This is a genomic window from Ihubacter massiliensis (genome assembly GCF_024125305.1).
In the GTDB taxonomy this organism is placed as follows: Bacteria; Bacillota; Clostridia; order Peptostreptococcales; family Anaerovoracaceae; genus Hominibacterium; species Hominibacterium faecale.
Genome location: NZ_JAMXVH010000001.1, coordinates 3591165 through 3607237, shown reverse-complemented (window position 1 = coordinate 3607237; position 16073 = coordinate 3591165). Strand labels below are relative to the sequence as shown.

Below are 16073 nucleotides of genomic sequence, written 5' to 3'. Positions count from 1 at the left end.
GCTCCTTAAATCAGCAGTTCTCCTGCTATAAATTTTCTGGTCAATTCCTCCTTGGGATTTGCCAGTATCTGATCCGCCCTGCCCGTTTCGATCAGCTGCCCGCTTTTGAGGAACAAACATCGGTCGCAGGTCCTTTTGGCCTGAGCCAGGTTGTGGGTGACCAAGACAACGGTAGTTTTCTCTTCCTCGTTGATTTTTATCAGCATCTTTTCGATTTCTGCCGTGGTGGAAGGGTCGATATTTGCTGTCGGCTCATCCAGCAGCAGCAGTCTGGGGTGAAAGGACAGCGCTCTGGCTAAAGCAACTTTTTGGGTTTCTCCCCCCGACAGCTTCCAAGCCTTTTTCTTTCTCATGCCGGTTAAATCCAGCTCCTGGCAGAGCTGGGCGACTCTTTCCTCAATTTCATCTTCACCCCATCCCCGCAGCTTCAGCGGGTAGGCAATATTTTTTTCTACGGTGGTCGTAATCAAATAAGGGGTCTGGAAGACCTGAGTAATTTCATTCTTTGGAATTTGTTTTTGTCCATCGTAATAAATCCGGCCCCCGTCAGCCCGGTCCAGTCCGCCGATCAGGTTGAGCAGCGTGCTCTTTCCGGCTCCGTTAGGCCCGATGACCCCGGTCCTGCTGCCGCTGACAATGGCTCCTGCTTTCAGATCCAGCACTTTTTTTCCTTCATATGCCCGTGTCAGCTCTTCAAATCTCAGTTCCAAGCCGCACCTCCTATCTGCTTTCCCGTTCCTGAAAATTATACAATACAGCGTTTACCAAAAATGAAAGGGTCAGCAGGATAATGCCCACGGCTATGGCGCGGTCATAGTTTCCCATGCCTTTCAATTCTGAAATATAGGTGGTCATAACCCGGGTCTGTCCTTTGATATTGCCGCCGACAATCATAACGGCTCCCACTTCGGAGATGGCCCTGCCAAATCCGGTAACAACAGCCGTGGTAATGCCCACGCGCATCTCGTAAATGAGCAGTTTCATCCGGTCCAGCCGTTCCGCTCCCAGGGTCATGCCCAGGCGGTTTACTACAGGCGCCTTTTCTTTTACCAAATTGTAAGTCAGGCCGATGATGATGGGCGTCACAAGGCAGATTTGAGCGATAATCATCGCCGTCACCGTATAATTCAGCTGCAAACTTCCCAGCGGTCCTCTCCGCATCAGAATCAGAAATACCGTCAATCCCGCGATGACAGGGGGCAGGCTCATAAAGGTGTAAATTAATCTGACTACGACGCCTTTGCCTCTGAATTGGTGCGTTCCCAGGAGAATACCCAGAGGTATGCCAGCGCAAGTGGAAAACACCACAGAAAAGCAAGAAACGTAGAGAGATAGCCCTACGATTTCAAAAATTTCCCCGTCGCCGGCAAAGATCAGTTTAAAGGCTTCGATAATTCCATGTCCAATTGCATCCATAAATGATCCTTTCTCAAATCAGTCCTATTATATCAAAAAAGGACAGGATTGTCTCCCGTCCTTTGCTTATCAAATCCGTTATTTTGCGTTGGGAACGAACAGAGCCTGTCCATATTCTTCCACTCCGTATTCACCGATCAGCTTCTGTGTTGCTTCTGAAACGATCCAGTTCTGGAATGCTTTCGCACCCTCAGCGTTGATGTTTTCATTCTTTTCAGGATTTACACAGATAACGCCGTACTGGTTGTTGAGCACGCCGCTTGGGTCTTTTTCGCTGACGATCTTCAGCTGAGTGTTTTTGCCCACGTTGAGCCAGGTTGCACGATCGGAAAGGGTGTAGCCCACCATTTCATCGGTCATGGTGATTACATCGCCCATTCCAGCCGCAGCTTCGATGTACCAGTCGCCTTTCGGTTCAATCTTTGCCTTTTCCCAAATAGAAAGTTCTTTCTTGTGGGTACCGGAGTCATCTGCCCTGGATACGAACTTTTTTTTCTGGTCCTTAATGGTTGTGAAAGCCTTAATTGCGTCTTCTTTTGCGTTCTTTTCGATGGCCGCCGGATCATCCTTTGGTCCCAGTACAACAAAGTCATTGTACATAACGTCCAGTCTTCCGTCTTTGTCCGCATGGCCGCCTTCCACATATTCCTTTTCAGCAGCAGGTGAGTGTACGAGCAGTACGTCTGCTTCGCCCTTTTCGCCCATTGCCATGGCTTCGCCGGATCCTACGGATACAACGTCAACTTTGTAGCCGCTTTCCTTCTCGAATTCAGGCAGAATCGAATCTAAAAGTCCGCTGTCCTTGGTGCTGGTGGTGGTTGCCAAAATCAGCTTGGGATTGGCCGGCTCTTTGGCCGCTTCTTTGTCGTCTCCGCTGCCGCATGCACTCAGCATAGCTGCTGTGGAAAATACCATCATCAGCGCCAGCACGCATGCAAACACTCTCTTCTTACTTCTCATTTTTTCTCCTCCTCAGTAACAAAAATAATTTACCCAAAAAACAGAACAAAAAACCTTTCATTGCATTGAAATGAAAGGTTATATTCTGTATTTTGACATACATCGTATTCCTTTCCACACTGGGAGGCCGGAGAGTTTCCTCTAGGACCCTGAACGGTCAAGTGCCATGCGCCTTTTGCTGCGGACGGTTAGGCTGTATTGACTCGGAACATTTTCTATTCAGTTGTAAGGATCATTTTGGGCAATGATCCGGCCCGCTGCGTCATCTCAGCAGCCATTGGTATTTTCGCATGAAATCAACCCGTCTGTCAAGGCAAATTACCATAAAACTATCATAATTCCCCTTAGATTCAAACATCTTCCACATTCAGATCAGAATCGAATCACTTCATATTCCTGATTGAGCAGATCGATGGTCAGCAGACGATTGCGCAAAATCTGTGGTTTTCCAAGGAGCACCTTTACGGTCTCCGCCACTTGGACCGCTGCTACCATTGCAGGCGTGAAGCTTGGGTTTCCAGTTTCCTGCTCGGCACCTTTATTAGAACCAGCAGGGTAGATTTTATCAAAGAGGTCGTCCCCCGGCATGATCACCGCGGCCTGCCCATGCCAGCCGGCGATGGCACCGTGAACCAACGGGAGCTTTTGCTCCCGGCATCCTTGTTCCAAAAGACGTCTGGCCTTTATATTATCCAAAGCATCGACAACGGCATCATAACGATCCGTTATAATGCCGTCCACATTGTTCTCGTCAATATAATGACACAAAGGATGGATCTGCACCTCTGAGTTGACCATTTTAATCCTCTCCTGAGCTTCCAGGGCTTTGTAGCGTCCAAGTGTCCTTTCTGTAGAGAGAAGCTGCCTGTTCAAATTGCTGGCTGAAAAAACGTCTCCGTCCACGGCTGTGATTTGACCCACTCCCAGTCTGGCCAGACCCTCGATTACATGGCCTCCCAAGCCGCCGCAGCCAGCTACCAAAACCCAAGAGTTTCGCAGTTTCTCGTTTTCTGCCAGTGAAATTGTACCGATATTTCTCTCGTATCTATCAGCAGTCATCATTCAATGATCCTTCTTACGGCTAGAATTGGTTTATAAGTCGCCTTGCTGATTTTAATCCCGTCCGTAGGATTGCTGGCGTGGACGATCTGACCGCCTCCCATATAAAGCGCTACGTGGCCGTCATAACAGATAATATCACCTGGTTTTGCCTCGCTGTAGGATACCCCTCTTCCACAGGAGCGCTGAGCGCTGGAGGAATGGGGAAGCTTGATGCCGAATTTGGCATACACACTCATGGTAAAACCGGAACAATCGGTGCCGTTTGTCAGGCTGGAACCACCGTACACATACGGGTTGCCGACAAACTGCAAGGCATAATCCACGACTGCCTGTCCTTTATTGGTCGTAACCGGGGGTTTGGTTTCCTTATCCGGAGGAGTGGTTGGCTCCTTCTCGGGTTTTGCTGTGCTCGTCTCTTTTTCCGTATTCGCGGTCGGTTTTTCCGTTGTCTGCTTGGACGGTTTGGTATTGTCCACAGACGGCTTTATCGCTTCAGTCGCAGGCTGAGTGGCTTTGCTTGGCTCTTTTGCCGCAGCCGCTGTTGCCGGCTGGGGTGCTTTCTGTTCAGGCTGCTGCTGCGGTTCTGTCGTTGGTTCTTCCGCAGGCTTAGGCTGCTCCGTATCTGGGGCCTTAGCCGTTTCCTTTTCTTTTGCCGCTGTCAAGGTTCCGTCTTCTTTTACGGAATCATTGCCTTTGGCGACTACCATCGCTACAGGCTGGCGCGTTACTTTTTCCGATATCACTTCTTCTGACAGCGTGCTGCCATTTACTCGAACCACTTGACTAGTGATTAGTTTTCCGCCCTCCTGTCCTTGGGCTACAATTTTCTTCTGCCCTTTATCCAGGTTATCATCGATTCGGTATTCCGTCTGATATGCAATCGTTTCTGTTCGCGAAACTTGATCCACCGTCGTAACCGCTACCATCGGGTTACCAGACGCAGCCGCCGTATAGATTTGCTCAACCGCGTCCTGCGCCTCCACAACGTTCACTTTCTCGTCGCTGCGTTTCAGCGCCTTTTTCTCCACGGTTATCTCCGGAGAAAGGCTAGTCTCCCCTTTCTTGGTATTGGCGGTGCTGTATTTTTGTTTGATGCCGTCGATGACCGCCTGTCCTTCTTTTTGACTGGCAACAATGAACGTTTCCTGATCGCCTATTTTTACTGCCCATGGTTCCTGTATTCTGGCCCCATTATCCGTAATAGCGTAAGGTTTTGTCATCTGAAGATAGATACAGACTGCAAGAATTAGAAGCACTAGACTCAAACCTGCTGCTGCAATCTTCAGCATCTTTCCTCTATTTTTTGAAATTGCTGCTCTCATAATCCCCTGCCTTTGTTACTCGATAATTCTTCTTACAGTAATGATGTTTTTATAAGTTGCGCTGCTGACCTTAATTCCGGTACTCGGCGTACTGGCATGAACGATCTTGCCATTTCCGATATAGATGGCTACATGTCCCGCATAACAGATAATATCGCCTGGTTTTGCTTCGCTGTAAGGTACTTCCTTGCCGCAGGATCGTTGCGCACTGGATGAATGAGGAAGTGAAACGCCGAATTTGGCGTACACGCTCATGGTGAATCCGGAACAGTCGGTTCCGTTGGTCAAGCTGGTTCCGCCGTATACATACGGATTGCCCACGAACTGCAGAGCATAATTAACCACTTCTTTACCAGAGCCCCTTCCCATAGCTGCTCCGCCTCTAGAGACAACCTGAGATGCCTTGTCGGCCGTCATGGTTTTGGTTCCTTTTTCGATAACTTTGGCAACCGGCTTTTGGTCCACAGTCGTAGCGATCACTTCTTCAGATACAATCTGGCCGTTCTGCTTAGTCACCTGGCTGACAATGGTCTTTTTACCTTTTTTGCCCTTTGTCGCTACCTTTTCTTCGCCAAGGTAGAGCTTGCTGTTTTCCTTATATTCTGTCTTATAGTCGATGGCTTCTGTCTTTGCCACCTCTTCTGTTGTGGTCACCGTTATCATCGGCTCAGCGGTTTTGTTTGCCGCGACCACTTGTGTCACCGCATCATCCGCTTCCACGACAGTGGGCGATTCATCGCCTCTTTTCAATTCTTTTGCCACTATGGTTACTTCCGGAGACAAGGTTGTAGCTTCCTTTTTCGTGTTCTCCGTTACATAGCTGCTTTTTATCCCCTCGATAACAGCTTTTCCTTCTTTTTCGCTGGCGACGACGAAGGCTTCGTTATCGCCTACTTTCACCACCCAAGGCTCTTCCACTTTCACCCCGTCTTCCGATATTGCGAAAGGCTTGGTGAACTGCAAGAACGCACACACACCTAACACGATTACTACGATCGCCAGCCCGATGACCGCGACCTCCATTTTGTGTTTCATTTTACCCAGGTGTTTTTCAAACATAGTACCCTTCCTTGTGTGTTCAGTAACAACGGACCCGCCGATCAGCCTCCCGAAATCCTCGAGTATGCCTTCAGCTCATCCCCTGGCGACAGCCGGTCATAGATCATGACGCGCATGCCATTGACTGCCACGAACCCAAAACTGGGGATCTCTTTGTAATTGATACCTACTGCCTGCAATGCTTCGTCGCAGGTGCAGTTATCGGGCACCTCCACCTTCCGCTCTTTATCCTGGCCAAAGTACTTGCGGAGCGTGCCTCTGAGTGTGATTGTGATTTCCATAGTTCCTCCTTGCAAAAAAGAGTGTATAGGATATTATCCAAACACTCTTTTATTATACATCATTTTTGCTATGGCAAAAAGCCAATTTTTGAAGTTTTTTGTATTAGAGCAAGGAAGCGATCAGTTCTTCCGGCATCATGCCGTTTTCATCCCATCCCATAACCTCATAATACTGGCTCAGCATATCATCAAAGACTTCCTGCGGAATCACCTGTCCCTTTGCAGGACCGTTCTGCAGAGCCTCGGTTACGACACGCTTGGGAACGGTATCGTTCTTGCGGTCAAATCCTTCTCTCTGATTGAATGCCCGGCCGATGTTGATGACGCGGCGTCCGATCTTAGACATGTCTTCCACCGTCCATTCGGTTCCGGTAACCATGGTCAGCAGCTCTGCCATGATTTCGTATGTAATCGATCCCCAGAAGTCGCAGATACAGAGGGAGAATTTAATGGCGTTGAACTCTGCCAGATCATAGACCAGCTGTCCTTTATTCTCGCCCGTATACGGCGGTGCAGCTGCTTCGAATACTTCCAAATTGGGAGCATAAGAACGCATGTGGCAGGCGCCTCTGTCGGATACTGCGTAGGATACGGACATAGCCCAGGAACCGCGTGGTTCATACTGAGGATATTCCAGTCCCTTAACCTGCATTGCGAATTCTGTGCCGCCGAATTTCTCGGATGCGCGCTTTGTGCCCAGGGCCAGATCCTTGCCCACGCCTTCATTTTTCGCAATCAGTTCCAAGTAGTGAATCATTTTATCGGCTTCTCCGAACTTGATGCCAAAGTCGTGGATGCCCTTTTCCGTCATTTCCATAGCCCAGATGATCGTATCTCCGGCACTGATGGTATCCAGTCCCATATTGTCAGCCACTTCATTGAATTTTACGATCTTTTCCGGGTCGCGGATTCCTGCGTTGGGGCCGGCAACGGAAATGGATTCATATTCAGGTCCCTCGCAGATGGCATCGCCGATCTTGAGGAAGTTTCCGCAGCCCAGGCCGCAGCTTCCGCAGCCCCGCTTACCGACTCTGTACTTTTTCAGCACATCGCCATTGTATTCGGTCCATTTTTCGTCCGTTGCATCGGAGAAATTCTTCCATGGAAGGATTCCGCCGTCGTTGCAGGCCTCCAGGAACGCAGTCGTACCATCGTGATAGATAAAATCGTTGTCCTCGGTTACTACGTTTTCACGAAGAAGCTCAACGATTCGCTTCGTCGTGTTTTCAATATCGTTTACTTTTACGCCGCCGGTTCCCCGGATGACGATCGCTTTCATATTTTTGGATCCCATTACGGCGCCGATTCCGCCTCTTCCAGCCTGTCTGTAGTAGTCGGAATTGATGCAGGACATGATGTTCAGATTTTCGCCGGCAGGTCCGATGGACATGATGCTGTACTCGGTTCCATATTTTTTGGAAAGAATGCTTTCTGCTTCATGGGATCCCAGTCCCCACAGATCAGATGCATCCATAAAACGAATTTTTCCGTCGTCAATGAGCACATATCCCGGCTTATCCAGTTTTCCTTCAAAGATAACCATATCGTATCCGGCAAATTTAAGACGGATGCCTACATGGCCGCCGATGGAACAGTCGTTCATAGTTCCTGTGGCCGGTGATTTTGCCGCTACTGACAGTTTTCCCGAGCAGGGAACCGGAGTTCCGGTCAGGGGACCGGTTGTCAAAAATAATTTATTTTCAGGTCCAAGAGGATCGATTCCAGGCGCCAGTTCTTCATACATATATCGAATGGCCAGTCCTTTTGATCCCACGTATTTTCTTGCAAAGTCCATGCGCAGCGGTTCGAAGGACACGCCCTTTTTCGTCAGGTCAATACGCAGTACTTTGTTTTGATATCCAAGCATTGTTTTATTCTCTGTCATGATTGTCCTCCTCCCTACTCAAATGTCAGCGCGTTCTGCGGACAAGTCTTTACACACATCGGGTCGCCCTTGCAGGTATCGCAGATGTACGCCTTCTCGTCTCTGATACGCACGACTTTCTTCGGACATTTTTCAGCGCAGGCTCCGCAGCCAATGCACTGATCCATATCCACCTCTATGTATTCGCCGATTTTTATCGCATCTACCGGACATGCTTTTGCGCACAGCCCGCATAAAATGCAGTAGTTGTCGTGATATTTTAGATTGCCGTCGTCATAACAGGTCTCAATGAAAATTCTTGCCTTTGAAGGAACGTATTCCCCTTCCTTCATCGCTGAGCAGACCTGAGCACAAAGCTGGCAACCGATACACGTCTCTTTCTTAAACTTCAGTCGCTTCATTTTTTCTCTTCCTTTCAACATTTAACATAAATTCCGCAAACAAAAAATGCAAAGCATGTCTTGCCGCTGTCCACGGTTTTTAAGACGCTCCTTTGCACAATGGCAGGCAGCAAAATCGCTTTTGCTACCCTGACGTTTTCGCCGGCACAGGGTGTCATGCGAAAATCGGAGTTATTAAATTTGTCGTTTCTATGTCTGATTATAACCTATTTTCTCTTCCATTGTCAATTACTCGGGCCTTCCTTTTTTATACAAGTTTGCTGTGTTGACTCAGCTCATTTGTTGTGCTATATCGGGCTGCTGCATAAAGGAAATCACTTTTTATGCAGCAGCTCATGTTTTTTTCAAATTTCACGTAGCAGGGCTTGAGGGCCTGGTATTTGGGGATATATAAATTTTCAAGGATGTTGACACCATTCAACCCTTGGAAATGTTGAAATTCTACACCAAACTTCTAACATTTAGAAGTTTGGTGTAATCCCAGTCATGGCACAGCTGCATAAAGAGCCGCTTGAAACAAATCAGTTTTCATGCACCTACCCTCTCAAAAAGAACAGATTTTTATAATCCGTATTCCGCCGCCAGTTTTTTAAACCCGGGCATGGAATTTACAATCGTCTCATAAGAAACGCAGTAAGCCAGCCGCACATATCCCGGGCCGGCAAAGGCGCTGCCCGGTACCATCAGGATATTATACTTTTTCGCTGCCTGGCAGAATTCCGCTTCATCTTCCACCGGAGACTTTACGAAGAGATAAAATGCGCCCTGGGGCATGATACATTCAAAGCCGCATTCCTTCAATCCTTCATAGAGCGCTTTTCTATTTTTGTCATAATAGCTGAGATCCACCTTGGCATCCACACAGCGGCCGATTACCTTTTGCTGCAGGGAAGGAGCATTGACGCAGCCGATGATTCGATTGGCATTGGACGCGGTATCGAACACCAGCTCGCTCTCCTCAAGCTCATCGGGGATAACCAGATAACCGATCCGTTCTCCCGGCAGGGACAATGATTTGCTGTAAGAGTACGCCACAATGGTGTTATCGTAATACTTGGTCACATAGGGCACATTGATTCCATCATAGGCCAGCTCCCGATATGGCTCATCGGCAATGATAAAGATGGTCCGGTTGAGCTCCTTTTGTTTTTTCTCCAAAATGGAAGCGATTCCCTTGATGGTTTCCTCCGAGTAGACGACGCCGGTTGGGTTGTGGGGCGAATTGATCAGCACCACCCTGGTCCGATCGCTGATACACGATTCGAAAGCAGCCAGGTCCGGCTGGAAGGTTGTCGGCTCAGTTTTAGCTTGAACCACAGCACCGTCGAAGTTGTTCACATACCAGTTGTATTCCAGGAAATACGGGGTAAAGATTACCACTTCTTCCCCTGGATTTAAAATGGTTTTCAGGGCCACGTTGAGTCCGCTGGCCGCGCCTACTGTCATTAAAATATTCTTCATGGAAAAGTTGGTGCCCTGGGTCTTATTGATGTGCTGGGCAATGGTTTCCCGCACATCTTCAAATCCAGCATTGCTCATATAGCCATGGAGGATCAGGTCTGGTTCTTCCTTAACAATATCGCAGATGGCCTGATTGACTTCCGGCGGCGTGGGAGCATCGGGGTTTCCCAGGCTGAAATCGTAAACCTGATCGCGGCCGTACTTGGCCCGCATTTTATCCCCTTCCTCGAACATGGTGCGAATGGCGGAATTATTCTCCATCAGCGGTTTCATTTTCTCTGAAATCATTTCTTCATCTCCTCTGTTTACATGCTTACAGCTTCAGGCCTTTTGCCAGATTGCAGACAAAATCCTGCACATTGGTCACGATCCCTTTGGCTGCCAGGCTGCCTCGGTCCGCCAGTTTATTGACAGCAAATTCCGAGGTATCTATGGTATAAAAATAAATTTGGCGAATGGTTCCGTCGGACATTACCCGGTAATTGGGAGTCATGTTTCCGGCGGCAATGGTATGGAGCACCGTCGCCATACCGATCACTGTAGTCGCTTTGCTGATGTGGCTTCTCACCGCATCCTGACCCACATATGTATGTTCATATACTTCCGGCAGCGGCCCGTCGTCCCGCAGCGAACCGTTAAGGATAAACGGAACATCGTGCTTAACACAGCTGTATATGATGCCGTCTTTTATTTTTTCTTTCTCAAGAAAGGCTGGTATGGAACCATGGAGATTCACCTTGTTAATGGTATCAATATGGTTATAATGTCCATTGAAGTGGGGCCGCTGGGTTCGGATATCCTGCCCGAGGGCGGTTCCCAAAAGTCCCGCCTCCAGGTCGTGGGTAGCCAAGGCGTTTCCCGCCAGCAGCGCATCCACGTAGCCTTCCGCGACCAGCTTGGAAAAGGCTTCTCTGGCCTCACAGTCAAAGGCGCAGGCAGGTCCCAGCACCCAGACCACATAGCCGTGCTTTCTCTCGTGTTTCAAAAGTTCAATCAACTGTTCATAGTCATAGGAGAAGGCAGTCTCACGGCTGCGGCTCTGGCGGAAGGAGAAAGGCGTATCCTTATTTTCCTCCTGCTCAAAGCAGTCGGCGTGCACGTAGATACCTTCCTCGCATTCCTCGGTTCTGCCTACGACGATCCGGTCTCCCTGTTTTATATTGCGGAACTCTCTTACGTGAATTTTCCCTTCTTCGTAAACTGCCACGCAGTCCATCCGTGATTCTTCCGCAAGCCGCCATTTTCCATCGATCTTAAAATATTCCGGAAAAATGGAGGTGGCGTGAAAATTCTGAGGCGCTGTCATGTCCTTTGGGGCAAGGCGCAGCACCGCATCCGGCGCATCGCTGAATTTTCTCAGCGAAAAATTCGGCTCTTTATATGCTCGTAATTTAAAAGCCATTTCAATCAACTCTCCCTTGCTGTACTAAAATTTGGTTGTTTTTACCGAGTCAAACTCTTCTGCGATCTCAGGCGGCAACTTGCTGCAGAGGCTGACGATCACGATCACCGCCGCGGAGGCGATAAATCCAGGAATGATTTCATAAATATCAAAGATGCCGCCTTCCAGGTTGTACCACAAAAGATCCACCACTCCGCCTGTAATCATACCGGCGATGGCGCCCGGCAAGGTCATTCTTCTCCAGAAAAGGGCAAAGAGAATCAGCGGTCCGAAAGCCGAGCCGAACCCTCCCCACGCACAGGAAACCAAACCGAAGACGGAACTGTCCGGATCGATGGCAATGACGATGGCGATTACAGAAATGATGACTACCGTCAGTCTGCTGGCCCAAACAATGGAAGGGCCTTCCGTATCTTTTTTAAAGATGGTGGCATAGAGATCCCGCGAAACCGATGATGCTGATACCAGCAGCTGAGAGCTGGCCGTACTCATGATCGCAGCCAGAATCGCAATTAATAAAATGCCTGCGATGACCGGGTTAAACATAGTATTGATCATGGACATATAGATCGTTTCTCCGTCCTCCAGACCGGGCATGAACGCTTTGCCTACGATGCCGATAATAATGGCTGCAGCCAGCGTAATTCCAACCCAGATCATGGCGATCACCCTGGATTTGTGAATCATATCCGGGCTTTCGATGGCCATAAACCGTACTAAGATGTGGGGCTGTCCGAAGTAACCCAATCCCCAGCCCAGGGCAGAGGCTAAAAGCAATCCGTTGATTCGTCCGTCGATCTGCGGAAAAAATCCCAGCGATTCGGGTGTCAGCTGGGCCAGACGCAAGGATACGTCGTCGATCCCGCCCATGGAGATTACGGCGATGATGGGCACAATAATCAGCGCGAAGAACATGATGGTTCCCTGAATGGTGTCGGTCCAGCACACAGCAGTAAACCCGCCCAAAGCCGTATATGCTAAGATGATCACCGCGCATACGATCAAGCCGATGGTATAGTCCATTCCAAAAATGGTGTTGAACAGCTTGCCGCCGGCCGCGAACTGGGAGGACGTGTAGACCAGAAAGAAGATAACGATGCACACGCCGGAAACGATCCGCAGGATATGCTTATGATCCCGGAACCGGTTTTCAAAAAAGTCGGGTATAGTAATGGCGTTTCCCGCCACCTGTGTGTATTTTCTCAGCCGTTTGGCTACAAAGAGCCAGTTGAGATATGTACCGATGAACAGGCCGATGGCGGTCCAGATGGCTTCCGAGGTCCCCGTGTAAATCACATAGGCGGTTCCCGGAAGGCCGATCAATAGCCATCCGCTCATATCCGATGCCTGGGCGGACATGGCCGTTACCCAGCTGCCTAGTTTACGCCCGCCCAAAATATACTCTGATAAGCTGTCTGTCTTGCTGTAATGTTTTATTCCGATTGCCACCATTACGCCCAGGTAAAGGATGAAAATGGCGGCGATAATCACTGTACTCAAAATATCGCTCCTTTATTTGGTAATCTTGTCTACGCCCATATAGGATATAAGCGCCTCTGGAATCACAACCGAACCGTCGGCCTGCTGATAATTTTCCAGAATCGCCGCAACCGTTCTGCCTACTGCCAAACCCGATCCGTTGAGGGTATGAACGAATTCCGGCTTGCCCTTTTCCTGGGGACGGAAACGGATGTTTCCTCTTCTCGCCTGGTAGCTTTCAAAGTTACTGCAGGAGGAAATTTCTACATATCTGCCATAGCTCGGCATCCATACTTCGATATCGTAGGTCATTGCCGAAGAAAATCCCAGGTCGCCCGTAGAAAGCCGCACAACTCTATAAGGAATATTCAGCTTTTGCAGAACTTCTTCCGCTGCATTTGTTAAAAGCTCCAGCTCTTTGTAGGATTCATCAGGATGAACGAATTTTACCAGCTCTACTTTATTAAACTGATGTTGGCGGATCAGACCTCTGGTGTCTCTGCCCGCGGAACCCGCTTCTTTTCTGAAACAGGGCGTATATGCGGTATAGTAAACCGGCAGTTCGTCATAGCTGAGGATTTCATTCATTCTCAGATTGGTTACCGGCACCTCTGCTGTAGGAATCAAGAAAAAGTCTTTAGCCGGCACATGGAACATGTCATCTTCAAACTTGGGGAGTTGGCCGGTTCCTGTCATCGCGTCCCGATTGACCATAAAAGGAGGCAGAATCTCCGTGAAACCGTGTTCTCTTGTATGAAGATCCAGCATGAAGTTGATGACGGAACGTTCCAGTCTGGCACCCAATCCTTTGTAAACGGTAAATCTGGTACCAGAGATTTTCGCTGCCCGCTCAAAATCCAGGATATCCAGATCCTGGCCCACATCCCAGTGGGCTTTTTCTTCAAAGTCAAACTTCCTCGGCTCGCCCCACTTGCGCAGCTCCACATTGTCGCTGTCATCGGCGCCCACCTGTACGTCTTTGTATGGGGTGTTGGGAATGTTGAGAAGGGCGTTTCTCAGCTTTTCTTCCACATCGCTGACTTCCCCGTCCAGCGCTTTAATTTCTTCTGAAAGAACCTTCAGCTCCTTCATCAGCTCGCTTGGATCTTCGCCGGCCTTTTTCATCTTTGGAATTTGTTTGGAAGCAGTGCTTTGCTGGTTCTTCATCTGTTCCACTTTTGCCAGCGTTTCCCGCCTTTTTTTATCGTATTCCAGCACCTGATCGATCCCGAAATCACCCTGTCCTCTGGATTCGACGGCTTTTTTTACATTTTCAAAATCTTCTCTAATTCTTCTGATATCTAACATGGCTCACTCCTAAAATAAATTTTTCTTATATATTATGTACAAATCCGTTAGTTCTTTTACCTTTTCCTGCATTTCGATCTGCAGGTTGGAAGCCGTTTCAAAGTCCCGCTTATCCAGCGCCCGGACGATTCTTGTGAGCAGGCACTGTTCATTGAGTTTATCTCTTCCCAGCAAGTTGCGAATCGTATTGATTTTTTCCCAGTAGACCACATCGTAGTCTACGCAGTCACCCTCATCATGACATTTGACACAGTGGCGGATCAAATCCATGGTGTTGGGAACAATCCGGTTGTGGAGCTCAGTCGCCCACTGGGCAACGATCGCTTCTTTGTAAGAGTCCAGCGTGATCGGCGTCATGACATCATCCCTCTGGAATACTTTCAGCTTCTGTGGATGATCTTCAAAAGCGCAGATGTTTTCCCAAACTGTCCGCGGCACCCGGCCGAAGAGTTCATTCCGCTCCTGCTCCGTATATTCTTCAAACACATCCAGCTCGCTTCTGTAAAGCCGGTCTTTTTCCAGATAAAAATCTTCCTGTCCGTACTCTTTGGAGATGGACGCTTCCAGCTCTTTAGGCGTTTTTTCCCCTTCCAGAGCCGCCTTGATCCCATCCAACATAGCCATATAAGACGATGCCAGGATCAGATAGGTGTTGCTCTTGGGGTTGGGCGCTCTCAGTTCAAAGCGTGTTGCCAGCGGATTGTCCACATCCCGGACCAGTCCCACGAGAACGGTCCGGTTTCTGGAGGGCATTTCCACGCCGTGGCCCAAAGAGGTAACCACACAGACAGGCGCTTCGTATCCGGGCTTGAGGCGGTTAAAGGCATCGTTTGTAGCGCTGACAAAGGGGTTTACCACTTCGTAGTTCTTGAGAATTCCCATCAGCGCGCCGAAACCGATGGGGCTGAGGAATTCCTCTTTCATGTCCTTTGCCGAAAACAGATTTATCCTGCGGCCGTCTTTCAATTTGGCGGCAAGCCCCATATGGGTATGCTCTCCGCTTCCGGCCACGCCTTCCATGGGCTTGGCCATAAAGGTCACTTCCAGCCCGTGCATACGGAAAATATCTCGCACCACGTATTTGATATGATTTTCATTATCCGCAGCCTGAATGGCTGTGGAAAACTTCCAGTCGATTTCCAGCTGTTCCATTACATGGTCATAATTTCCCGAGTTTCCAATTTTGGCTTTTACCCCGCCGACCTCTTTATGGCCCATCTCCATCTCAACGCCGTATTTATCCAGAACCAGCATCACTTCTTCCAAAGCCGTCCGCACCGGGCCAATGGTTCTCTTCCAATACTGTTCTTTTAGAATCTGCGCCGTTGACAGCTGCTCACGGTCCGCTTCGTCATCCGGGGTTTTTACCCAAAACTCCAACTCTGTGGCCGCTGTGATCTCCAGCTTTTCGATCTGATCCACGCCGTCTATGTCCAGGTGATCGAAGATATAAGGATTTTCCTTAATAATTTGTAAGAGCTCTTTTTTAAAGTTGATAATGGCATCCCGCAGAATTACCCTCGAGCCTACCTCCGCCACATCGTTGTGGATTAGAAAAGAAGGAATACGCAGGGTTCCTATGGGGAGCCCGGTTTCTCTGTCCACATGTTTAAAATTATGGTCCACATACCAGTTTACCTCTGTATCTGGAATGATATCCACTTTTGCGTTATTTAATTCTGCGATCTTCGGCAGGACTACGCTGGATCCGTCCGTCTGCACGCCGGAGTTAAGAAATTTATCCATATCCTCGATAAAGAGATTTACCGGGATCTTTTCATCTGTATCATGACCTCCGATGTCCAGACCTACCAGTGAAACGAAGCGAACTTCGGGATGGGCCCGAAGAAGGCTGGTAATTTCCTCCGGCGAATGGTTTTCCGCCGGTATGGTAAACAGCATCTTATCCAAGTCGAAATCAAACATGTAAACAATACTCCTTTCAAATTTATGGTTCTCAAACAGGCTAGGACATCCTCTTTACAAAATCTGCAAAAAGAATGTCCCCTAAAACCCTTACTTATTCTAAATGATTCT

General features: G+C 48.8%; 14 protein-coding genes and 1 riboswitch. All 14 genes read right to left on the bottom strand.

The genetic code is table 11. The features are described from left to right. Positions 1-5: 5 nt before the first annotated feature. Positions 6-710 carry an ABC transporter ATP-binding protein gene (locus NIA71_RS16530; RefSeq protein ID WP_253020997.1) on the bottom strand — a complete coding sequence of 235 codons (705 nt, stop codon included), beginning with the start codon at positions 708-710 and terminating at the stop codon, positions 6-8. Between the two features lie 10 nt (positions 711-720). Then, positions 721-1416: an ABC transporter permease gene (locus NIA71_RS16525; RefSeq protein WP_148397531.1), complete on the bottom strand. Its 696-nt coding sequence runs from the start codon at positions 1414-1416 to the stop codon at positions 721-723. A 78-nt stretch (positions 1417-1494) separates the two neighbouring features. After that, positions 1495-2376, bottom strand: coding sequence for a substrate-binding domain-containing protein (locus tag NIA71_RS16520; RefSeq protein WP_148397532.1), 882 nt, complete (start codon positions 2374-2376; stop codon positions 1495-1497). A gap of 91 nt (positions 2377-2467) precedes the next feature. Next, positions 2468-2597: riboswitch (molybdenum cofactor riboswitch) on the bottom strand. A 151-nt stretch (positions 2598-2748) separates the two neighbouring features. Continuing rightward, positions 2749-3438, bottom strand: coding sequence for a HesA/MoeB/ThiF family protein (locus tag NIA71_RS16515; RefSeq protein ID WP_253020996.1), 690 nt, complete (start codon positions 3436-3438; stop codon positions 2749-2751). Beyond that, a complete protein-coding gene (locus tag NIA71_RS16510; RefSeq protein ID WP_253020995.1) occupies positions 3435-4760 on the bottom strand; it encodes an NlpC/P60 family protein in 1326 nt (441 codons plus the stop codon). The genes NIA71_RS16515 and NIA71_RS16510 overlap by 4 nt, the downstream gene beginning before the upstream one ends. Before the next feature lie 15 nt (positions 4761-4775). Next, positions 4776-5819 (bottom strand): C40 family peptidase, encoded by a 1044-nt coding sequence (locus NIA71_RS16505; protein WP_253020994.1) that lies wholly within the window; start codon positions 5817-5819, stop codon positions 4776-4778. 41 nt (positions 5820-5860) lie between these two features. Next, entirely contained in the window at positions 5861-6100 is a 240-nt protein-coding gene (locus NIA71_RS16500) for a MoaD/ThiS family protein (protein ID WP_148397534.1), read from the bottom strand. Positions 6101-6203: 103 nt separating this feature from the next. Beyond that, complete coding sequence (locus NIA71_RS16495; RefSeq protein ID WP_148397535.1) at positions 6204-7985, bottom strand: aldehyde ferredoxin oxidoreductase family protein; 1782 nt, start codon at positions 7983-7985, stop codon at positions 6204-6206. Between the two features lie 14 nt (positions 7986-7999). After that, on the bottom strand, positions 8000-8386 hold the full coding sequence (locus NIA71_RS16490) for a 4Fe-4S binding protein (protein ID WP_253020993.1): 387 nt from the start codon (positions 8384-8386) through the stop codon (positions 8000-8002). Between the two features lie 561 nt (positions 8387-8947). Further along, positions 8948-10135, bottom strand: coding sequence for a pyridoxal phosphate-dependent aminotransferase (locus tag NIA71_RS16485; RefSeq protein ID WP_253020992.1), 1188 nt, complete (start codon positions 10133-10135; stop codon positions 8948-8950). Between the two features lie 25 nt (positions 10136-10160). After that, positions 10161-11249: a hypothetical protein gene (locus tag NIA71_RS16480; RefSeq protein WP_253020991.1), complete on the bottom strand. Its 1089-nt coding sequence runs from the start codon at positions 11247-11249 to the stop codon at positions 10161-10163. Between the two features lie 24 nt (positions 11250-11273). Further along, entirely contained in the window at positions 11274-12740 is a 1467-nt protein-coding gene (gene putP, locus NIA71_RS16475) for a sodium/proline symporter PutP (protein WP_367177921.1), read from the bottom strand. A 21-nt stretch (positions 12741-12761) separates the two neighbouring features. Beyond that, positions 12762-14036 (bottom strand): serine--tRNA ligase, encoded by a 1275-nt coding sequence (gene serS, locus NIA71_RS16470; protein WP_148397539.1) that lies wholly within the window; start codon positions 14034-14036, stop codon positions 12762-12764. 9 nt (positions 14037-14045) lie between these two features. Continuing rightward, positions 14046-15962, bottom strand: a complete 1917-nt coding sequence (locus tag NIA71_RS16465; protein WP_253020990.1) for a glutamine synthetase — start codon at positions 15960-15962, stop codon at positions 14046-14048. Positions 15963-16073 lie beyond the last annotated feature (111 nt).